Source organism: Clostridium sp. Cult2 (assembly GCF_021655075.1).
GTDB lineage: Bacteria > Bacillota > Clostridia > Tissierellales > Tepidimicrobiaceae > Schnuerera.
This window is the reverse complement of record NZ_PPXX01000110.1, coordinates 1-20,749: the sequence shown is the minus strand read 5'-3', so window position 1 is coordinate 20,749 and position 20,749 is coordinate 1. Positions and strand designations below refer to the sequence as shown.

Below are 20,749 nucleotides of genomic sequence, written 5' to 3'. Positions count from 1 at the left end.
GCTATGGAAGAATGTAAAATATCAAAAAAGATTACATATATCGATATTCAAAGTTCACGCCTTGAATCTGACATTTTACCGTTACTTAAAAATGAGGTTTTCATATACGGAAGTGTGGTACCCATATGAAATTCTTCTTGAAAATATAAAGAAGATTATTATTACTAGAATTTATCAATGAGAGGGAGATTATTATATATAAAAATATAAAAGAATGATAATATATGAATTCTCTTTTTATAGAAAACATTATTAAGGAATTTAATTGGGATATTATCACTAGTATGTACGGCAATTCCCATAGTTCTATTATTGGATTTTTGTCAAGCGAATGGATTAAAAAGTCCTCTGACCATTCTGTGTTGGATGGTACCCCTTCACCTTTTGTAGGTAAGGGAAGAAAAGGGCAAAAGAATGCAGATATCCTAGGAAATCAGCAGCATAGATTATTGGGCTTGTGGAAGTGATAGAAAGATAATTGAAGGATTTTTTTAAGGAGAAAATTTGCATGGAAAGGTGTCAATGGTGTGAAAAAGACTCTAGCGGGTACGGCATGGTAGTTTTAACTATAAAAGAAGATGAGCCATCTCAATTGATATGCGAAGATTGCTACAATGGGTATACGGCAGATATGCTTGGAGTTGAAGACTATAAGGATTTTGAAAATGAAGCAACTTTTAAAGATTGTGATGGTATAGACCACTGCTTTCAAATAGGAAAGAAGATTCATCCAACAGGTATTTGTTGGAAGGCAGTAGAGTTTACAGGAGTAGATAAAATAGGGTATTCCTTTGGGGTACATCAGGATTTTGAAGAAGATTCAAATGATGCCTTGAGAAGGCTTTATAAAAAGATAAGGAAAGGATTATCACAAAAGTTCATAAAAAGAGAAGTATTCCAAGGACATGAACTTATCTCTTTTAAAGACAATCTAGTAGAAGGGCGTATTGAATGGGATGATAGATACGACGATAGAACACCAAAATTTATTATTGATGGACAGGAATATAGCCTAGAAGGAATCGGTAGAATGATGACGTCCTGCGAAGGATGGAATTTTAAATTAGAAATTATAGAACCTACAGAATAAATTATAGTATTTGATTTGAGAGGGGAAAAATGACTACATCTTTTGAACCAATTATTGATAAAAATTGTAAAATACTAATTTTGGGGACTATGCCTAGTGTAATGTCCCTTGAAAAACAACAATATTATGGAAATAAGCGAAATCAGTTTTGGAAGATAATATATGGGCTTTTTAATAAAGAAGTTGAAGAAGATTATGAGAATAGGAAGACATTCTTATTGAACCAACACATTGCTATTTGGGATGTGTTGAAAAGTTGTGATAGAGAAGGAAGCAGTGATTCAAAAATAATTAATCCTGTTTCTAATGATTTTGAAACCTTTTTCAACCAGTATCCTGGCATAAAAACGGTATTTTTTAATGGGAGTAAAGCAGAGGAATTATTTATAAAATTGGTAATAGGAAAAATGTGTCTTAAAGAAGGTTTATTATTTTATAGGTTACCATCTACCAGCCTTGCAAATGCAATACGATTCAAAGATAAGTTAGAACAGTGGAAGGCTATTTTATCGTATTTAGGATTCATTGATAATAGCCAGTAAGCATTTATAGTAATAGAACCTTATTTAAATCTAAAATAAATACGTTGCACTAACTAATGATATAACGTAATATATAGGTATACAGAAGGAGAGCATATTCTCTTATACGACCAGTATATACTGGAATAAAACGTGAGAGAGTATGCTTTTTTGTATTTCAAATAATTGTTTAGGAGGTATGCAATGCTTTCATTTACTGATTTTTCTAATAAGATAATCATGGATTTAAATAAACGTTTTTCTGAAGTCATTATGGAGGGCAACCATCTAGTAGTAAAGTTTGGTCCTACGAGCATGTCTATACCATTCAATACTATGTACAAGGAGTATCAGTCAAGAAAGGATTATAGGGAAACTTTAAAATCATATAGTAGAATTTTTAATGATATTTTGAGCCAATATAAATTTAAAATTGATTATAAGAATGTTTATCCTATGCTTAAAAGCAGGGATTTTAGAGAAAGAGAAAATAATATTCAATTTTACAGAGAACAGGCCTTTGCAGATATAGATACACTTTATGTTACAGATGCAGGGGAAGTGTTCAGATTTGTATTAAATAGCGATGATGTAGATTTTGAAAAGGTGAGAAAGAGGGCATGGGAAAACTTAAATAAGATAACAAACCCTTTAGTTAAACTGGATAAGATGCTTGATATATTCTGCCTTAAGTATTCTACAGATTATAATTCCACTTTATTACTAAGTACTACATTACAGAAGCAGATATATAAGAAAGTGGGCCAGGAGTATCTCTTTGCAATTCCTTCATCAACTACACTTATCGTAGCCAAATTGCGTCCTGAATATATAAAAATTATAGAATCACTGATTATGATAGATAATGACCCGAATAAGGTTTCGAATAAAGTGTATCAGCATAAAGATGGAAAATTTGATATTGCATCTGTTTAACAGTATATTAAGAAGTAAAAGGATAAGGGTTAAGTATAGTTTAAAGAATTGCAAGAATTTATTCCAATTCAACTAAAAGATTATGAGTTGAGACATGGTAAATTCTAATAATATACTAAGCATAGCAATATAGGAGAAAGGAGATATGGTAATATGAATAAGGTAATAATTGAATGTGCCGAATTGGTTGATAAATATGAATTAAATAGGGATAGCATTCTGAAACAGTTACAGTCTATGGAAATAGATAAAGGAATAGGGGATTTTATTATTGCATACAATGATGACTTTCGGTATACTTTGATTGGTGAAATCAAGAGCAAACAGGTAGTTTTAACTAATATTGAAAAGGCTATCACTTTTGAAAAGATGGATAATACGGATTTATACGAATTTATAAAAAAGAGACAAGGGAAATAGGAAAATTAGGACAAAAGAAAAGGCTTTGGGGATAAGGTTATATATCCTGCAAAGCCTTGTTTTATTAGCATTTGGATATCTCAAATTTTATTTTCTCTAAAAAATTCCTTATGGTAGGAATATTGTTTAGCAGAAGTTTGTACTCACAAGGTTCTACTTCCTGCTGAATTTGATTTAGATACTGCTCAACTGCTTGGAGATGGGATAGGGAAAAGGAGTCATAGGTAGTAGGCTTAAGAAAACAAGTGACTAATGCTGTGATTACTTCACCTAATTTCCTCGCATCCTTATTTCCTAATGTCCTATTCACAACCTGTTGCAGGTAATTTAGTTCCAATCTCAAAACTTCTAGATTTATCATAATGACCACTCCTTCACGAAATTTGAAGCATTATAGCCATAGGTACACGGGAAATCAAATTATTTGAGGTAAAAGTTTTAAAATTAATAAAATAATTCATGGTATAACTCAATATTATAGTAATAAAATGTTACATGAGTGGATATAATATTGACACATGACAAACAATAATGTAATATAATATTACAAAGGAGGGTTTGAAGATGGCAAAGGATATTCCTATTGGATTAAAAATAAAGGCTATTAGAGAAGCAAGGGGATTAAGTCAGATTGAAGTAGTAGAACGACTTGTTGAAAGAGATGTTAATATGAGCAGAGAAACATTAAGCAAAATAGAAAACGGCAACAGGACTGTATCGGCTGTGGAGTTAAATGCTCTATGCAAAGTTCTGAATATAGATATAAACATCCTTTTTGAAGATGATGATGATGATTTGGTTACATTATTCAGGAAGAAAAATTTTTCAGAGAAAACGATTAAAGAAGTAGAAAAACTTCAGGATATGGTAAAGGTGTTTATTTATCAAAAGAAAATATATGCTGGGGAGTTTAAACCACAAGAGAGAAAGCCACTATGGGAGGAGTGTTAAGATTGCCAAAGAATAATTTGAATCTCCCAGAAGAATCTTTCAGACTGCAAATTAAAGACTTAGCAGAAGAAACGAGAATAAAGTTCGCTAGAAAAGGGCTTTCTGATATATTTGACATTTTATCGGAGGCTGCATTTTTGATAAGAAAGCCATTGGATACAGATGAATTATCAGGGTTTAGCACTTATTTTGAGGAACAGTTTATTGTCTATTTAAATAGTAATTTTACTTTGGGACATGAACGTTATACTGGTGCCCATGAATTATATCATCTTATTTATAATGCTGACATCCTGAAAGAAGAAAAGATTCTTTTAGATGATGAAAAGCATAAAGCAGAAGATATGAAAGCAAATGTATTTGCTTCTGAATTTTTAATGCCTGAAGACTATGTAAAAGAGGTATTTTATAAAATTGTTAATGTAGATAAATGCAGTATTTTACCAAGGCATATCGTTAGAATGCACAATTATTTTAAAGTAAGTTATAAGGCGATGTTAAAAAGACTTATCCAACTTGATTTATGCTCTATTAACAAATATGAGGAACTTGTAGATATCTGTTCGCTGGAAAACATGGAGCAACTCCAATCTTTAACCAAACGGGAAGGCTATAGCATTGAACTGATAATTCCATCAAAAGAAATGTATGTACCTACAGAATATATAGAATTTGTAAAGAGTAATTACGAACGAGGGAATATTTCATATAAGAACATGAAAAATAGTCTTGAATTTGTCGGACTGACTCCAGAGCAATTCGGATATGAGTATCCCCTAGAAGAGGATTATTAGAATGAGGTACATTTGGTGATATAATAAAAAGTGAGGCAGAAGATATTTTTAATCAAATTAATGATAAGTTGACTCGTCCAACTAGAGATACCTTTGAAGACCAATATGGAAAGGCCTTTATAAGATTTGAAAGAAATGGTTGGAAAAAATATTTGGGCATATAGGGGAAGGTATATGTAATAAGGGATATGGGTTAAAGGAATTAGGTCGGATGAAAATGGTAATTGTTACAATATAATAGTTTTCTTCTGTATATTCGCTACAATAGCATTAGTGTCACAGATGGAGAGCATATTCTCTTTATACGGGCAGGTTTATTCTGGCATTATTAAAGGAGAATGTGCTTTTTATTTTTTTGAAAGAAAATTTAGACGACGAAATCAAGGTTAGGGGTGATATCATTTAAGACCAAAAGTATTCCATTAAACCATATTCCTCTTACTAACCTATAATTCTTTATTTTCTAAATCCCTATTATATATGTATATTAGTTAAAAAGGCCAAAGGCTCATGTATATAGGGATTCAAAGTAAACTGAAAAGACAAAAATTAATAAGATTGTTACAAATAAATTACATTTTATTAAAAGGGACCTGACAAATATTTCTATGCACGCTACAATTATTATAAAATGGAAAGGAGTTGATTATGGTGAAAAGGAAAATGAATATAATTTTTAATATATTAATACCTACAGCAGTTGGATTTACAACATTTTTCTTGATTTACTATTTATATCAAAAGATGTTTTTCGAATATAGATGGCTAGCAGTAATACCATTTGCAATAGTGACAGGATATATGATAGTAGAAAATAGAAGAGAGTGGAAAATGATAAAACAGCAGGGATAGGGGAAACCTTATCTCTGTTTTATTAGGGGGAAGATTAATGTGATGTACTTGGTGCTTGCCATGATTTTTTGTGTTACCGTTGCTGGCATTGCCTGTATTTGGTTCATGTGTAGAAGGAAATAGCATATTTTTCATAGTTTCAAAAAGTGTACTTTTTGAAACTGCGTAATAAGGTATTTAAATAGCATTTCAAAAGGTTGAATTTATATTTTGCAATATATTTTAATAGTGTACAGATGGATGATAATTTTGAAAAAACATATAAGCGATGGGAATCGGGTGAAATAACTTCCGTTAAGGCTATGGAATCATGTACGATGAATTTATCAAAAAGAGAAACAATAAGAACCAACCCCATAGTTAGGTTCTTATTGTTTCTCTTCTTAGCAATTATTCGTCTAATAGGCTATTTTGAATGAGTAGATATTTCTTAGTGTCTATACCTAGTTTTTGATTAATGTTTTTATTAGTCTTCACATATATCAGGTCGTATTTTTGAATGACATCAGGTAAAACCTTCCTAAATTCATATTCTTTTGCTCCACGCCTTATATAATGGTTGTCCACTTTTAATTTATAATCCATAACCATATCTTTGGTGAAGTAACCATAGGTTTTGATTTGTTGCAGTATGAATACTTCTATGGCATCTCTTATGCTTTTGCTTTTCTCGGTATCTTTCACATTTACATGATAGATTTTATTTGCAAACTCTTCTCCAAAACAGTTTTCCAAATATTTTTTGCTCATACCCATGATGCTAAATTTATATTGAAGCATGATGGATGCCCTTTCATCTGCTGTTTTAAAAGCCTTATTATAATCAGGAATGGTATAGAAAGAAATTCCGTTTTGACTATTATCTTTGGAAATTTGAATAGCAGTTGCCCTTAAATTTTTATTTACATGGCTATATGGGATTTTGTTGAGTAATCCTAAGGTGCAAAATAAGTTAATGTATTTATTTGTATTCACGACGCTTTTATTCCTTTTCCCTGCAAGATATCGATTAGAAAAGAAAAATATGCTTTCTCCATTTGTATTAAAGAAACGGTTAACAATATTTTCTTTACCAATTTCAAGAATATCTAATAGTAGAGGGTAACCAAACCTAATGATACGGTTTAGGCTTGGAAATTCATCTTTCCTTTTATCAAGTTGGCTTAAAAGCATAATGTTATTTTCAAATTTTTTATTTTGTTCGCTTATCCAAGTTGAATCTTCTAATTTAATATGAAAATATTCAATTAACTCTCTTATAGCAGTTGAAGTGTCGCAGTTTTCTCTAATTTTAACTATATCAATAATATCCATGCCTTTCCTAGCATTATGGCAAATACAAGTAGGAGAATTACAAAAATACTTGTAATATCCACCGCCATTTTTTATGAAAGCACTGGGGTTGTTGTCGTTATGGAATATGCATTTAAAGTTTACATTAGGCTTTGCATCAATACCTAGATAACTTATTAAATCCTGCTGTTTTAAAAATGGAATCAAGTCCTCATACTGTAAGACTGGAGTAGAATGAACTTTGTGGTTTCCTTTTTGCAAGTTGCTGGTCTTAGCCCTCGTAGCAGCGGGTCTTAGTTCAAGACTTTTAGTATTATTAATCAACTCAATGATATTACAACCTATGGCACTTGCAATATCGTGTTGAGTATATTTTATTGCTGTATTTAGGTATATACATTTTATAGTAAATGGTTCTTTGGGATTCTTTAAATGCTTATAATTTATTAGTCTTAAAACTCTGTTTATATCCTTTACACTGCTATCAGCATGCTCTTTTCTTTCTTCAAAGGCAGCGAAATAATCAATAAGTTTTTCTTGGAGTGGGGTAAAAGAGCCTAAACTTTGTGGCTTATCAGGGGCAAGCAGCCAATACACATGAAAGCCGTTTTTAGTTTCTACAATGGCATTTGGAATTAGTTTTAAATTTTCTAATTTCTTCAGAAAAGCAATTTTATATTTCTCTATTTCTTCTTTGTTCCTATATTCATATACAGTCTTTCCTTCAGAATCTTTAAAGAGTTCTCCGTTAATAATTTTTGGAACCTTTCCAAAATCCATATCAATAAAGTGTGCATTCACTATTTTAATAGAATCTATTTTTTGTCCACCACTGTTTACTACAAAATAGACTCCATAGCCTTGTCTCTGATATTTTTGAATTATTTTTTGCATAAGAGGGTATTCTAACTCCTCATCTAAAGTAAGAAGACAGTCAAAGTTCTTTGCTATATGCTTTTCCTCCTGAATGAGCCTAAAGTATATTTTTTCATTCTCCTTTTTAAATAGGGATAAAAATTCAAAATCTGTTATGCCTAATGCTTTACGATTTTCATAGTTAATTCTTGAATTCATCAAAACTCCTCCGTTTCAGAGGAGTCACTAGATATTATGTTTTCCGTTTACATTGAGGCATTTTCCGTAGTATTTTTATAACTCTCCGTTTTTAATAAGGTGTTTCCCGTCTTGATTAGCGACTCCATTGTTTATTTTTTAGCATTATATTTGTTGTGCTATTGAAATCAAATTTTTACATAGACTTTTTTATAAAAAAGAGAAACAATAAGAACCTAACTATGCGTGTAGGTTCTTATTGTTTCTCCTTTTAGAAATTATGAAGCAAGTAGAAAAGGACTGCTTAATAGCAGGTATAGATGGCTAGCAGTAATACCTCTTGCAATAGTAATAGTCTATATGATAATAGAAAATAGGAAGGAAGTATTATAGATTTAAAAAACAGGCAAATGATGCCTGCTTTTTAAATCCTAAATTAATGTTTCTATTGCTGCCTCCAATTCTTCTTGCCTTGGAATAGTATATACTTGTGCCGTAACATAACCAGAAGCATGACCTGCAAGTTGAGCAACTATAGAAATATCAACCCCATTTTTGAGAAGTGTTCTGCAAAAATAGTGCCTAAAAGAATGAATAGTTACATCCGTAATCCCTATTTGTGCACAGTATTTTTTGAAAATCTTCCAAATTCCTGACCTGGTGTAAGGGGTCTTGCGTTCGGATATGAACAGATTATCACATTCTGTTTTAACGTTTTTTCTTATTTCCATCCAGTTGTTAATTGCATCCCGAACATCCCTATGCAAGGGGATATGACGCACTTTATTTTGCTTTCCTATTACTTTTAAGTTTCCTTTTCGTTCAGTTATATCAATGTCAGTAATACGGATATTTATGAGTTCAAAATTTCTAACCCCGCATCTTGTAAAAATCTCAAACATGGCAATATGAGCCTTGTTACCCCCACGGTATATATGACGGCGTAAGGCACGGTAGGTCTGTTCATCCAAAGACTTGGGTGTAGCAGGTGATTGAATCTTTATTTTTTTAATTGCTTTGGCAGGATTATTTTTTATATATTTTTCTCCTTCAAGAAATTCAAAGTAACTCTTCAGACTGGCCAATCTTAAATTAATAGTTGTTTCTTTCAAATGCCTTGTTCCCTGTAGATATGAACGCATATCTCTAATATCAATTTCAGTTACTACAATAGGGTCAAAATTTATGCCATTGGTTTCTTCAAACCATTTCGCAAATGCCTGCACATGCTCGATATAAGTTTTTATTGTGGAATCAGACTTGTCTATGCTCATCAAATAAGTAGCAAATTCATCAAGATAAAAATTGCTTTCAGTTAATCCCTTATTATATTCCATCATCAACATCCTTCCTATAGTTTTTAATACTATAAAATATATTGGATAAGGGTTTCAAGAGAGTGTAAAAGTTTTGTTTACAATTTTTTATGGGATAATGGACGATTATATGGGAATTTTTATTTAGATTTAAAGGGAACTGGAAAAAGAACTTATATTTTGTTGACAAGTTTTGTGGAAAAATTATGAAAATTGTCCTATAATTTATATAAGTGAAATAAACAAAAAAATGGTGGTGATACGGTGAGTTATTTTTTAAATTACTACGATGCAGTTCGATATCCTTACGAAACTGATGAGAAGAAAGGCTTAAGAGAATCTCAACTCGGGGCAATACATGCTATAGCATCGCACTTTACTAATAGCAATTATCCTGCAATTATTACTATGCCCACAGGGGAACGTGTCATAATAGTGATGGGTGCAGTTTTTATGATAAAATCAAGGGTTTCAGGAACTTTAACTAAATATATTTCGTGCATTGCTTAGAATAATTAGGATTTAATTGTTGTAAGCAGTGCATGAGAAGTAAAGATTTTGTTCTTTAATAGTTAATTATTATTTAGTATACTTATATTAAAATCATTGCTAGTTACGAATTTGTAAATTTAAGTTCAGCGGTATATAAATTCTGGTTATAGTAATTAAGTTTAAGGGGAGGCAGTCTGTATGTCCAACAATGATAACAATGAAGATAAGGGAAATGCCATAGGTCTGGGACTAGTATTTGGTACAGCATTTGGGATAATACTAGGAATGATATTTGATAAATTACTTTTTGGAATAACTATTGGACCAAGTTTAGGACTTATTCTAGGTGTAATACTGGATTCTAATAAAAAGTAGATTATGGATGCCTCATATTAGATTTATGTGAAGCAAAGAGAATTTATATTTGAGGAGATGAAACACAGTGAAAAAGTTTAAGATTATATTTATTATGATTAGTTTATTGTTAATATTATTAGTTTTAGCATCTTGCCAAAATAAGATGATTCAAGAGCCAGTAATCAAAGTTTCATATAATTCTAATGAATTAAAGGTGATTCATTATTTGGATAGAAATAATAAAGAGAAAGAAGATATTGAAGAGGGGATAAAAGATGTTATGGTTGGTAAAAGATTTATTGATTTGCCAATGATTGATTTTGGAAATAAAATTGAAATTGAAGCCCTGAATTTTGAAACTACTGAGTTTGAAGTTTATGATTACATAGTAGATGAAAGAGGAAATATTGTTTCAGATTATAGTGTAGAACCTTTTGCGATAACTTTAGTTGATAATGGAAATGCAGAAGTTGTGTTTGAAAAAAATGAGGATCTAGAAATATATAATGACTATCGGGTTGAAGGAAAATTTATACATTGCTTATTAATCAGGAGTAAAATAGATAAGTCTTCTTTTGCATTTGGAACACTTGTATTAAGTGTTGATACCGAGTAATAAATTTAAATATTTAACTCTATGTCTAATGCACATAATTCAGCATCTCATGTCGTAGTGGTATATTTATGTGACGTATACATTATTTAAGGAAGATCATATAAACAGAAACTTGATAGAAATATTATTTATATAATATTGTGTAAAAACTAAGAATAGAAAAAGGGGATATTTGTATGCTGTTTAATGCGATAAATGGAAATATTAAAATAGGCGATACCGATATGGATTACATCTCTTTTGGAAACGGTCAAAAAAATCTAATTATGATTCCTGGTTTGGGTGATGGAGTGAAAACAGTCAAAGGTAAAGCAACTACCTTTGCTGTAATGTATAGGGAATTTGCAAAAGACTATAAGGTGTATGTCTTCAGTAGAAAAAACCAATTAGAGAAAGTGTATTCCACAAAAGACATGGCTAAAGATCAGGTAGAAGTGATAAAAAAGCTTGGAATTTCTAAAGCTTCTATAATGGGAGTTTCACAAGGTGGAATGATTGCCCAATACATTGCTATTGACTATCCAGAATTAATCGACAAGCTTGTTTTAGCTGTGACAGTATCTAGGCAAAATGAAACAATACAGAGTGTTATTGGCAGTTGGATAGCAATGGCTGAAGCAAATGACTATAAAGGCATAATTATTGATACAATTGAAAAATCATATAGTGATAAAAATATCAAAAAATATAGGTTATTATATCCTATTCTTAGCAGAATTGGCAAACCAAAAGATTTTAGTAGATTTATTAATCAAGCAAATGCTTGTATCCAGCATAATGCCTATAGTGAATTAGATAAAATCAAGTGTAAAACTTTAGTAATAGGTGGTGACAGTGATAAAGTAGTAGGCAAAAATTCATCAGAGGAAATTGCTGAAAGAATACCTACTAGCAAGCTAGTGATTTTTAAAGGACTTGGACATATGGCGTATGAAGAAGCAAAGGACTTTAACCATCAAGTTTTAAGTTTTTTAAATGAATAGTAAATGGTCGATAACAAATAGAAGTATAATGAGTACAATTTAAGATTTAATTATGTCTTAACATTTATATATTGCGTATCAGTGGATTTATGTGAAGTAAGAGATATGGTTTCAGGAGGTTTATATGCCAACGAAGGTAAAAATAAAGATAAAAGATAATAGTGAATTAAGAATGAAAATTGATGAACTATATGAAAAGACAGATCAAGTAGATTTAGCAAAATGGTCATTAATAATGGCAAAACACATTTTAGATATTGTGGACATAGATTATAATTTTGTAGATGAAATAGTTAATGGATTTAAAGTAAATGAATTATGGCAAATAGGTGAAGCAAGAATGCATGATGTTAGGCAGGCGGGGTTTAAAATTCACAAGGTTGCTCGTGAAAGCGATTCGGAAATTAGAAAAACAGCATTAAGGGTAGTTGGTCAAGCAGTTGGAAGTGGACATATGAGAGAACATGCAATGGTGGCATCGGATTATGGTATAAAAACAATAAATTTAATTAGTCCCAATGATCTTGATGCTGTAACAAAAGAAAGAAGATGGCAGCTTAACGAATTGAAAAAATTTCATAAATTATAAATAGATAATAACTTTAATAAACTTATGACGCATTCTTTATAAAGTACGTCACATAGCGGTTCAGATGTAAAAGTCTGGGCCGCTTTTTTTATTTCCCCCGGAAAGGAGGTTACCTAGATGGTGAATGATGAAGTTAATAATAAGGCTATAAATATTGAGATAAAAGTGGCTCAGTATTCAGCAAAGGCTATTTTAAAAGCTATGAAAAAGATTATAGAAGATGCTGCTGAAAAAAGCCAACCACTTGCAGACTATCTTAGTGAGAAAAGAAAAACTAATTCAAGGAAACTTAAGGATATGGTAAAGAAAGGTCAGCTGGAAAATATTGATTTACAAAAGGGTGAAGTCAAGGAACTTAAAAACCAACTTAACCGATATGGAGTAAATTTTTCTGTAATGAAAAATAAGGAGTCAGGCTTATATTCAGTATTCTTCCAGGCAAAAGATACAAAGGCAGTGGATCTAGCCTTTAAAAAGGCCATAGAAAGATATGAAGAGAAGGAAAACAAGAGAGATTCAACAAGAGAAGTTTTAAATAAATTTAAGGAGAGGGTGAAAAATACGGTAGTTAAAAATAAGGTGAAGGAAAAACATCACCAACAAGAGAGATAAAATGAGTAGGCATTTAAGAGAAATCTTAGGTGTCTTTTTTATTGAGAAGAGGTGAAGTGAATGGATTTTGACTATTTTTATGGAAGAGATGCTGAAAGTTTTAGATTTATCCGTTTACCTATAGTTCTTATAGAAGATGACAAATTTAAGGGGTTATCAATAGACGCAAAGGTGCTTTATTCCATGTATTTATCAAGGAGTACTTTGTCTTATAAGAATAACTGGATAGATGAAAGTGGAAGGGTTTATATCTACTTTACTGTAGAAGAAACAGCTAGACAACTAGCTTGTGGAACAAAAAAAGCAGTAAAGCTTATAAAGGATCTTGAAGAGATTGGCCTTATAAAAAAGAAAAGAGCTGGACAAGGAAATCCGACTAAAATTTATGTTAAAGATTTTATGAGTGTTTTTAGAAATGAACAGTTTAGACCTGTCAAAAGGGAAAATCAAGACTTGTCAAAAGGACAATTCAAGAATAGTGATTTTGACAATTCAAGAATGGCGAAAAAGATAAGTCAAGACTTGTCAAAAAGACAACCTAACTATATAGAGAATAATAAGATTGATAATAATTATATTGATTTTAGTGAAAACCATAAAAAAGGAACCTTCTTAAATGTAATTATTTCTGATGAAGATGAAAGGCTATTAGAAGAAAAGATACCTAACTTAAATGATTATATAGAAAGATTATCAGCCTATATGCAAAGTACAGGAAAGATATATAAAGACCATGCTTCAACTATTATGAGCTGGTACTTAAAAGATAAAAAAGAAGGAAAGCTTAAGGGTGAAAAAGCTTATACAGGAGATCCTTCAGATTATGAAAGCGAGTGGAACTTAAATAATTAAGAGAGGTAGAGAAAATGGAAGATAAAATAAAAACTATAGAAATTGATGGAGTACAGTTTCCTTTTAATCTAGATAAGGCATTTGAGAAAGATGGTCATGTTTACTGTAGAGAATGTGAAGAGAGGATAGACTCAGATCCACTTAATTACTTAGGAAATAAAAAGATACTATTTCGTAGGCAATGTAAATGCGATAGGGAAGAGGAAAGCTTAAGGAAGGTAAAAGAAGAAGCGGACCATATTAGAAGATTTAAAGAAGAGTGCTTTCTAACAAGTAGAAATCTTAATAGTTGTACTTTTGATAAGCTTATAGCTCCTGATAGACAGGAAGTAATTATAGCAAGGAATTTTGTTAAGAACTTTAAAGAGCTATCCAAGGAAAATAATGGACTTATATTTCATGGAAATGTAGGAACAGGAAAGACCTACCTAGCAGCTTGTATAGCAAACAAAATTATAGAGGACTACCAAATAAGAGTTAAGATGAGAAATATTCCACAGATAATAAATGATATTGAGAAGGGTGGATTTGATATTGACAAGAATGATTATTACAGAAAATTATCAAGCGTATCACTTCTTATTCTCGATGACTTTGGGATTGAAAGAAATACAGAATATGTAAATGAAATGGTTTATCAGATTATAAACACTAGGTATGAATCAAAGAAACCAACAATCATTTCAACAAATATTCCCCTAGCTGTAATTATGAATGGAAGTAATGATATTGATAAAGAGAGGATATATTCAAGAATTAGAGAGATGTGTATTCCTGTTAAGATTGCAGGAAAAGACCTCAGAACTGAGTTAGGAAAAAGGAAGTTAAGAGAAACTAGAGGTTTACTTTTAGGAGAAAGGTGGGTTGAAAGAAATGAATAAAATAAAGATATTTAAAAATCCAGAGTTTGGACAGGTTAGAACAATGCTAATAGATAATGAACCATGGTTTGTAGGAATGGATATAGCCCAGGCGTTAGGGTATAAAAGGCCTAGTGATGCCATTGCAAGCCATGTATATGAAGAAGATAAGCTGAAACGGTGTTTTACCGTATCAGGTCAAGGAAGGAATTTAGTAGTAATAAATGAGTCTGGAATGTATGCACTTATATTTGGAAGTAAACTTGAGGATGCCATGAGATTTAAATATTGGGTAACAAGTGAGGTTCTACCTTCAATTAGGAAATATGGTGGATATTTTGATGGGCAAGAAGAAATGAATGACCAAGAACTACTTGCAAGGGGTTATCTTGTAGCCCTAAGACAAATAGAAGCAAGGACAAAAGAATTGGAGGGTCTTATTCCTAAAGGAGAATTCTTTGACAGATTTATTTCTTTAGGAGATTGCATTTGTCTTAGGGACACAGCAAAAGAGCTAGGTGTTCCACAAAATAGATTTATAAATATCCTTATAGATGGAGGATATCTTTATAGGAACCAGAGGGGAAAACTTAGATTTTACTCAACTTCAGCTACTTACTTTAAACTTAAGGATTATATCAATAAGTACAATGGACAACCTGGAGTTTATACAGTAGTTAGACCTGAGGGAAGAGCTTATTTCTACTCCTTATTTAAAGAAATGGGAGAAATCTAGAAGGGAGGCAACTTTAGATGTTAATGTTAAATGAGAAAAGTTGTATTGATTGTAATGAATTTGAATTTAATAAACATAGTGAAGAAATAGATGAACTAATGGAAAGGCTTATGGAACTAGAAGATTATGACTGTGTAGTGCTCCAGAAATATATAGATCTAGCCCATAAAGATAAAGAAATCCAGGTTATGGATACAAATTTATGGGATATATATGAACTGATAGAATATGCAGATTTTAAAAATGGAGTAGATATTCTTCTTGATGATGAAGGATTTTTAAACTTATCAGTTTATGGACAGTCCTATAAGTTGGCTGGAAAAGATCATTTTATTAATTCCATCTTTAAAATTATACCAAGGGATGAAGATTGGAATTTCCTTAACATATCTGATTTTATACTTAGGGGAAAGCCAGTAAAGTTTTCAGAAAAGCAGTTAGGTAGGAAAAAGAAATCAACTATTGAACTTCTTAATCAATGTAGAGAAAAGGTAGATAGAAATTATCCAGGAAAGAAGGGCGATAAGAAAAAAGAATTAGGTGAGGAAAGATAAAAATCTCCAAACTTAGGGAGGTGAAGGCTTTGAATGTAATAAAAGAAATTAAAAAAGATATAAAGGATATATTTCATGTGCAAGATAAGAGGGCTTTTATTAAAAGAAACATACCCTATCTTGCATTTTTCTATTTAGGAGATATTTTTTCTCACCATGTAAATTCATATGTAGGGGGTGATGTAATTGATCGTATATTCCAAGGAGTCATGGAGTTGGAAACAATGAGCCTTGTTCCAAGCTTCTATCCAAGAGACTTACTGGCAGGTCTTGTCTTAGCTGGAATAGTCAAACTTATTATTTATGGTAAAAGTAAAAATGCAAAGAAGTTTAGACAAGGAGAGGAATATGGATCTGCAAGATGGGGTAATGCGAAAGATATTGCTCCATACATGGATGATGATTTTAGGAACAACCTTCTTCTTACTCAAACTGAAAGAATTACTATGAATAGTAGACCTAAAAATCCCAAATATGCAAGAAATAAAAATGTACTTGTAATTGGAGGTTCAGGCTCTGGAAAAACAAGATTCTTTGTAAAACCTAATTTAATGCAATTACATTCAAGCTATGTAGTAACTGATCCTAAAGGAAGTCTACTTCATGAGTGTGGCAAGATGTTAGAAGTGAGTGGTTATAGGATAAAAACATTAAATACAATTAATTTTAAAAAAAGCATGAAATATAATCCCTTTGCCTACCTTAGAAGTGAAAAAGATATTCTAAAATTGGTTCAGACTATTATAGCTAACACTAAAGGAGAGGGAGAAAAGGCAGGAGAAGATTTTTGGGTAAAAGCTGAAAGGCTTTATTATACAGCCCTTATTGGCTATATATTTTATGAAACACCAAAAGAGGAACAAAATTTTACTACTCTACTAGCAATGATAGATGCTAGTGAAGTTAGAGAGGAAGATGAAAACTTTAAAAACGCAGTAGATTATATGTTTGATGCCTTAGAAGAAAAGGATTCAGATCATTTTGCTCTTAAGCAATATCGCAAATATAAGTTGGCAGCTGGAAAAACTGCAAAATCTATTTTAATATCCTGTGGTGCAAGGTTAGCCCCTTTTGACATTAAAGAACTTAAGGATTTAATGAGTGAAGATGAAATGGAACTAGATAGCCTAGGAGATAGAAAGACTGCCCTATTCGTTATAATTTCAGATACAGATGATACCTTTAACTTTGTTGTATCACTCATGTATTCCCAGATGTTTAACTTGCTCTGCGATAAGGCTGATGATGTATATGGGGGAAGGTTACCAATTCATGTTAGATGTCTTCTAGATGAGTTTGCAAATATAGGCTTGATTCCTAAATTTGAAAAACTTATAGCTACAATACGTTCAAGAGAAATAAGTGCCTGTATTGTATTACAGGCACAATCACAACTAAAGGCAATTTACAAGGATAATGCAGATACTATAATAGGAAACTGTGATACAACCTTATTCTTAGGAGGAAAGGAGAATGGTACTTTAAAAGAGATTTCAGAAACATTAGGCAAGGAAACTATAGACCTATTTAACACATCAGAAACAAGGAGTAATCAGAAGTCCTTTGGGCTTAACTATCAGAAGACTGGTAAGGAGCTTATGACCAAGGATGAGCTTTTTGTAATGGATGGAAGCAAGTGCATTATGCAACTAAGAGGTGTAAGACCTTTCCTATCAGAAAAATTTGATATTACAAAACATAAAAATTATAAGTTCCTAGAAGATTATGATGATAGGAACTTCTTTGATGTTGAAGAATATATGAAAAGGCAGGGTAAGGCAAAGCTCAATAAGGAGTCAATAATAACAAGATTGTAGGTGAGAATATGGAAGTTAAGGTGAGAAGTCCTTCAATAAAAGAAGGCAATCAAGTTAATAAATTTAATTTATAGCGATTGGATAAGAAGCAAGTCCAGTCGCTTTTTTTATTTCAAAAAGGAAAATTAGGAGGCAAGGATTAGAATATGGCAGATTTAAAAGAAAGAGATATGAAAAATGTAACAGCTAATGTAGTGGGAGAGGTAAAAACAGCTTCTTTTGACTGGGATGGCGAAACCATAAATGTAACAAACTTTTCCCTTGTAGAAAAAAGGAAGGGTAAAAGGTACTATACAAATTGTGCAGCTTATGGGGAATGGTCAGAAGTAGCAAAGGAACTAAAGCCAGGGGATCTTGTCCATGTCTTTGGTTATATCAAAGAAAGAAGAAACAATGACAAGCTATATAAGAATTTTATAGTAAAGCATATGAATAAAATTGAAAAAGAAAATAAGGAGGAAAAATAATATGGCATTTTTTACAGAGGGAATATCAGTATTACAAACTTTAGTTACAGCAATTGGTGCAGGTTTAGGGGCATGGGGAGTAATTAACCTTATGGAGGGCTATGGAAATGATAATCCTGGAGCAAAGTCACAAGGAATCAAGCAACTAATGGCAGGTGGAGGTATTGTTCTTATTGGAATGAAGCTTATACCATTACTTGCAAATACACTTAATTAAGAAAGAGGTAGATAAAATATGTTTGGACTTTTCGACAAGATAACTGAATTTTTTCAGGAGATTTTTATCGGAATTATCCAAGCAAACCTTGAAGCAATGTTCTTAGATATAAATGAGAATGTAAGTCTTGTAGCTACAGAAGTCGGAAAAACACCAAGTGGCTGGAATGCAGAAGTATTTAGCTTTGTAAAGAATATTAACGACACTGTAGTTATTCCCATAGCGGGAATTATCATAACCGCCGTCTTGTGCATAGAACTTATAAACATGGTCATGGAGAAAAACAATATGCACTCTGATACAGATACATTTGATTTCTTTAAATACATTATCAAGATGTGGATAGCAGTATGGTTTGTAAGTAATGCTTTCACCTTCTCGATGGCAGTATTTGATGTATCGCAGAATTTAGTATCTAAGGCGGCGGGAGTGATAAATACAAGTGCATCCCTTGATGCTATGGATGTGGCCGCAATGGTAGAACATCTAAAGGATGAGAGTTTATGGAATCTGATACTGATAGCTATGGATACTTCACTTGTGAAGCTTTCAATCCAGGTGGTATCAATCATAGTTACTGTAATAACTTACGGAAGAATGATTGAAATTTGCTTATATAGCTCAGTATCAGCAATTCCATTTGCAACTATGGGAAATAAAGAATGGGGTCAGATTGGAACAAATTATATCAAGGGATTATTTGCACTTGGGCTTCAGGGATTGCTCTTAATGATATGCCTTGGAATATATGCGGTGCTTGTAAAGACAATTCATGTAACCACAGATATTCATACCAGCATATTCGGAGTTCTTGGATATACGGTACTTCTTGGAATTATGATGCTAAAGAGTGGAACAATTGCAAAGAGCATAATGAATGCTCATTAAAATATGGAGGAGGAAAAGATTTGGAAATAAAAAAGAAAAAATTAATAATAAGTTTGGCACTTACAGGAGCAGGTATTCTAGCTTCTGAAATTATAAATAGAAAGAAGTTAGGTGTGCTTACTGAAAGACTTAATAATACAGAAGATTTTTTAGAAGACCTTGAAGAAAAAACCTGGAGTTTAAATAGGTCTATGAAGGAAATTGCCAAGGCACATAATAGCTTAATAAAAATGAGAATAGGGGATTATGAAGACTTTGATGAAAGATTTTACGAAATTGAAGATGAAATTGCGACCATCTATAGCCACCTTGAAGAACTTAATAGGCTTAAGAAAAATAAAAAGGGTGCAAGTAAAGATTCAATAATACTAAGTAATAACCCCGATGAATTAGAAGATAGCACAGGTGAAAATGAAGAAGAATAAAAAAGCTAAGGAAGTAGTGAGGTGATAAAGATTGGCTTATGTTCAGATACCCAAAGATTTAACCAATGTTAAAACAAAAGTAGCTTTTAATCTGACTAGAAGGCAGCTCATAGGGTTTGGAGTAGCAGGTATTATTGGTATTCCAACATATCTAAAAACAAGAAATATTCTTGGTAATGACCTAGCTGTATTTTTAATGATTATACTAACTATCCCTAATTTCTTTGTAGTCTTTTATGAGAAGGATGGTCTTACATGTGAGAAATACCTAAAATATATATATCTACATGAAAGACACCAACCTAAGGTTAGGGTTAGTAAGGAGAAGTTTATAGAAATGAGGAAGGAGGAGCAAAGAATAAATGGGAAAAAATCAAATTCAGCAAAGAAATTTAGAAAAAAGAAAAAGACAGGAAGAAAGGCTTCAAAAAAAGGAAAAAGAGCTAAAAAAAGTAGCTAAGGAAACGAGAAATCTTAAGTCCAGTCAGAAGAAAAGCTCTTCAATCCTTGATTTCTTAAAGAAGGAAAAGAAAAGATATACCATAGAAGATACCATTCCCTATAAAAAGATGTATAGGAATGGAATTTGTTATATCGGTGAAGGAAAATACAATAAAGTTATAAAATATGAGGATATAAATTATCAGCTTGCACTTGAAGAAGATAGGGATCTTATCTTTAATCAATTTGCAGGCTTTTTAAATTCCTTTGATTCGACAACAGAGCTTCAATTAAGCTTTGTTAACCAGGTAGGAAGAATTAAGGAAATGGAAAATGCAATTACAATACCAGATAAGGGAGATGATTTTGATGAGATAAGAAAGGAATTTAGGGGAATGCTTAAGGACCAGCTTTCAAAGGGTAATAATGGTCTTAGAAAATCAAAGTATATTGTTGTTAATACAAAATCAGAAAGCTATGACCAAGCTAAACCTGTTCTTGAGAGGATAGAAATAGACGTCCTATCAAATTTAAAAAGTATGGGGGTAAGGGCTGAAACCTTAGTAGGTCTTGAAAGACTTAAACTACTTCACGATATGCTAAATCCTGATAATAGC

Annotated in this window: 26 protein-coding genes and 2 pseudogenes; 25 read left to right on the top strand and 3 right to left on the bottom strand. The window is 31.8% G+C overall.

Annotated features, from left to right (window positions below; translation table 11 throughout):
* The first annotated feature begins 224 nt into the window (after nucleotides 1-224).
* From C3E90_RS12175 to C3E90_RS12155, 5 genes are all read left to right on the top strand, one after another.
* Nucleotides 225-467, top strand: coding sequence for a hypothetical protein (locus tag C3E90_RS12175; protein ID WP_236915943.1), 243 nt, complete (start codon nucleotides 225-227; stop codon nucleotides 465-467).
* Nucleotides 468-508: 41 nt separating this feature from the next.
* Nucleotides 509-1,090, top strand: coding sequence for a DUF7686 domain-containing protein (locus C3E90_RS12170; RefSeq protein ID WP_236915942.1), 582 nt, complete (start codon nucleotides 509-511; stop codon nucleotides 1,088-1,090).
* A gap of 29 nt (nucleotides 1,091-1,119) precedes the next feature.
* A complete protein-coding gene (locus tag C3E90_RS12165; protein ID WP_236915941.1) occupies nucleotides 1,120-1,632 on the top strand; it encodes a DNA-deoxyinosine glycosylase in 513 nt (170 codons plus the stop codon).
* Between the two features lie 183 nt (nucleotides 1,633-1,815).
* Nucleotides 1,816-2,547 carry a DUF1444 family protein gene (locus tag C3E90_RS12160; protein ID WP_236915940.1) on the top strand — a complete coding sequence of 244 codons (732 nt, stop codon included), beginning with the start codon at nucleotides 1,816-1,818 and terminating at the stop codon, nucleotides 2,545-2,547.
* Nucleotides 2,548-2,700: 153 nt separating this feature from the next.
* The gene (locus C3E90_RS12155; RefSeq protein WP_236915939.1) at nucleotides 2,701-2,967 is read left to right on the top strand and encodes a hypothetical protein; all 267 of its coding nucleotides are present in this window, start codon (nucleotides 2,701-2,703) and stop codon (nucleotides 2,965-2,967) included.
* Nucleotides 2,968-3,031: 64 nt separating this feature from the next.
* Here C3E90_RS12155 and C3E90_RS12150 read toward each other — a convergent pair whose 3' ends face one another.
* Complete coding sequence (locus tag C3E90_RS12150; RefSeq protein WP_236915938.1) at nucleotides 3,032-3,328, bottom strand: hypothetical protein; 297 nt, start codon at nucleotides 3,326-3,328, stop codon at nucleotides 3,032-3,034.
* A gap of 203 nt (nucleotides 3,329-3,531) precedes the next feature.
* On the opposite strand from C3E90_RS12150, the gene C3E90_RS12145 reads away from it, so the two are divergent.
* From C3E90_RS12145 to C3E90_RS12135, 3 genes are all read left to right on the top strand, one after another.
* Nucleotides 3,532-3,918 carry a helix-turn-helix domain-containing protein gene (locus tag C3E90_RS12145; RefSeq protein WP_236915937.1) on the top strand — a complete coding sequence of 129 codons (387 nt, stop codon included), beginning with the start codon at nucleotides 3,532-3,534 and terminating at the stop codon, nucleotides 3,916-3,918.
* Nucleotides 3,919-3,920: 2 nt separating this feature from the next.
* Complete coding sequence (locus C3E90_RS12140) at nucleotides 3,921-4,712, top strand: ImmA/IrrE family metallo-endopeptidase (RefSeq protein ID WP_236915936.1); 792 nt, start codon at nucleotides 3,921-3,923, stop codon at nucleotides 4,710-4,712.
* Between the two features lie 648 nt (nucleotides 4,713-5,360).
* Nucleotides 5,361-5,564 carry a hypothetical protein gene (locus C3E90_RS12135; RefSeq protein WP_236915935.1) on the top strand — a complete coding sequence of 68 codons (204 nt, stop codon included), beginning with the start codon at nucleotides 5,361-5,363 and terminating at the stop codon, nucleotides 5,562-5,564.
* Nucleotides 5,565-5,954: 390 nt separating this feature from the next.
* On the opposite strand, the gene C3E90_RS12130 is transcribed toward C3E90_RS12135, so the two are convergent.
* Together C3E90_RS12130 and C3E90_RS12125 are read right to left on the bottom strand one after the other, a co-directional pair.
* Nucleotides 5,955-7,931, bottom strand: coding sequence for a hypothetical protein (locus C3E90_RS12130; RefSeq protein ID WP_236915934.1), 1,977 nt, complete (start codon nucleotides 7,929-7,931; stop codon nucleotides 5,955-5,957).
* Between the two features lie 410 nt (nucleotides 7,932-8,341).
* On the bottom strand, nucleotides 8,342-9,250 hold the full coding sequence (locus tag C3E90_RS12125) for a tyrosine-type recombinase/integrase (RefSeq protein ID WP_236915933.1): 909 nt from the start codon (nucleotides 9,248-9,250) through the stop codon (nucleotides 8,342-8,344).
* Between the two features lie 240 nt (nucleotides 9,251-9,490).
* Between C3E90_RS12125 and C3E90_RS12120 the strand changes: the two genes are divergently transcribed.
* The 17 genes and pseudogenes from C3E90_RS12120 to C3E90_RS12040 form a co-directional block, all read left to right on the top strand.
* Nucleotides 9,491-9,736, top strand: a complete 246-nt coding sequence (locus C3E90_RS12120; RefSeq protein WP_236915932.1) for a hypothetical protein — start codon at nucleotides 9,491-9,493, stop codon at nucleotides 9,734-9,736.
* Nucleotides 9,737-9,916: 180 nt separating this feature from the next.
* Nucleotides 9,917-10,093, top strand: a complete 177-nt coding sequence (locus C3E90_RS12115) for a hypothetical protein (RefSeq protein WP_216100762.1) — start codon at nucleotides 9,917-9,919, stop codon at nucleotides 10,091-10,093.
* Nucleotides 10,094-10,160: 67 nt separating this feature from the next.
* On the top strand, nucleotides 10,161-10,691 hold the full coding sequence (locus C3E90_RS12110) for a hypothetical protein (RefSeq protein ID WP_216100711.1): 531 nt from the start codon (nucleotides 10,161-10,163) through the stop codon (nucleotides 10,689-10,691).
* Nucleotides 10,692-10,867: 176 nt separating this feature from the next.
* A complete protein-coding gene (locus tag C3E90_RS12105) occupies nucleotides 10,868-11,674 on the top strand; it encodes an alpha/beta fold hydrolase (RefSeq protein WP_216141080.1) in 807 nt (268 codons plus the stop codon).
* Between the two features lie 124 nt (nucleotides 11,675-11,798).
* Entirely contained in the window at nucleotides 11,799-12,263 is a 465-nt protein-coding gene (locus tag C3E90_RS12100) for a putative immunity protein (protein WP_236915931.1), read from the top strand.
* A 117-nt stretch (nucleotides 12,264-12,380) separates the two neighbouring features.
* Nucleotides 12,381-12,875, top strand: coding sequence for a PcfB family protein (locus tag C3E90_RS12095; RefSeq protein ID WP_236915930.1), 495 nt, complete (start codon nucleotides 12,381-12,383; stop codon nucleotides 12,873-12,875).
* Between the two features lie 60 nt (nucleotides 12,876-12,935).
* Nucleotides 12,936-13,727, top strand: coding sequence for a replication initiator protein A (locus tag C3E90_RS12090; protein ID WP_236915929.1), 792 nt, complete (start codon nucleotides 12,936-12,938; stop codon nucleotides 13,725-13,727).
* 14 nt (nucleotides 13,728-13,741) lie between these two features.
* On the top strand, nucleotides 13,742-14,608 hold the full coding sequence (locus C3E90_RS12085) for an ATP-binding protein (protein WP_236915928.1): 867 nt from the start codon (nucleotides 13,742-13,744) through the stop codon (nucleotides 14,606-14,608).
* Entirely contained in the window at nucleotides 14,601-15,323 is a 723-nt protein-coding gene (locus C3E90_RS12080) for a BRO family protein (RefSeq protein WP_236915927.1), read from the top strand. The genes C3E90_RS12085 and C3E90_RS12080 overlap by 8 nt, the downstream gene beginning before the upstream one ends.
* Nucleotides 15,324-15,340: 17 nt before the next feature.
* Nucleotides 15,341-15,877 carry a hypothetical protein gene (locus C3E90_RS12075; protein WP_236915926.1) on the top strand — a complete coding sequence of 179 codons (537 nt, stop codon included), beginning with the start codon at nucleotides 15,341-15,343 and terminating at the stop codon, nucleotides 15,875-15,877.
* 233 nt (nucleotides 15,878-16,110) lie between these two features.
* Nucleotides 16,111-17,694, top strand: a pseudogene (locus C3E90_RS12070) (VirD4-like conjugal transfer protein, CD1115 family); the annotation flags it as partial.
* A 146-nt stretch (nucleotides 17,695-17,840) separates the two neighbouring features.
* Nucleotides 17,841-18,161, top strand: coding sequence for a single-stranded DNA-binding protein (locus tag C3E90_RS12065; protein ID WP_236915924.1), 321 nt, complete (start codon nucleotides 17,841-17,843; stop codon nucleotides 18,159-18,161).
* A 1-nt stretch (nucleotide 18,162) separates the two neighbouring features.
* Nucleotides 18,163-18,378 carry a Maff2 family mobile element protein gene (locus C3E90_RS12060; protein WP_236915923.1) on the top strand — a complete coding sequence of 72 codons (216 nt, stop codon included), beginning with the start codon at nucleotides 18,163-18,165 and terminating at the stop codon, nucleotides 18,376-18,378.
* Nucleotides 18,379-18,396: 18 nt separating this feature from the next.
* On the top strand, nucleotides 18,397-19,266 hold the full coding sequence (locus C3E90_RS12055) for a VirB6/TrbL-like conjugal transfer protein, CD1112 family (RefSeq protein ID WP_236915922.1): 870 nt from the start codon (nucleotides 18,397-18,399) through the stop codon (nucleotides 19,264-19,266).
* A 20-nt stretch (nucleotides 19,267-19,286) separates the two neighbouring features.
* Nucleotides 19,287-19,691: a hypothetical protein gene (locus C3E90_RS12050; RefSeq protein ID WP_236915921.1), complete on the top strand. Its 405-nt coding sequence runs from the start codon at nucleotides 19,287-19,289 to the stop codon at nucleotides 19,689-19,691.
* A 31-nt stretch (nucleotides 19,692-19,722) separates the two neighbouring features.
* Nucleotides 19,723-20,151, top strand: a complete 429-nt coding sequence (locus C3E90_RS12045; RefSeq protein ID WP_236915920.1) for a PrgI family protein — start codon at nucleotides 19,723-19,725, stop codon at nucleotides 20,149-20,151.
* A pseudogene (locus C3E90_RS12040) lies at nucleotides 20,054-20,749 on the top strand (VirB4-like conjugal transfer ATPase, CD1110 family); the annotation flags it as partial. The gene C3E90_RS12045 and the pseudogene C3E90_RS12040, both read left to right, overlap by 98 nt.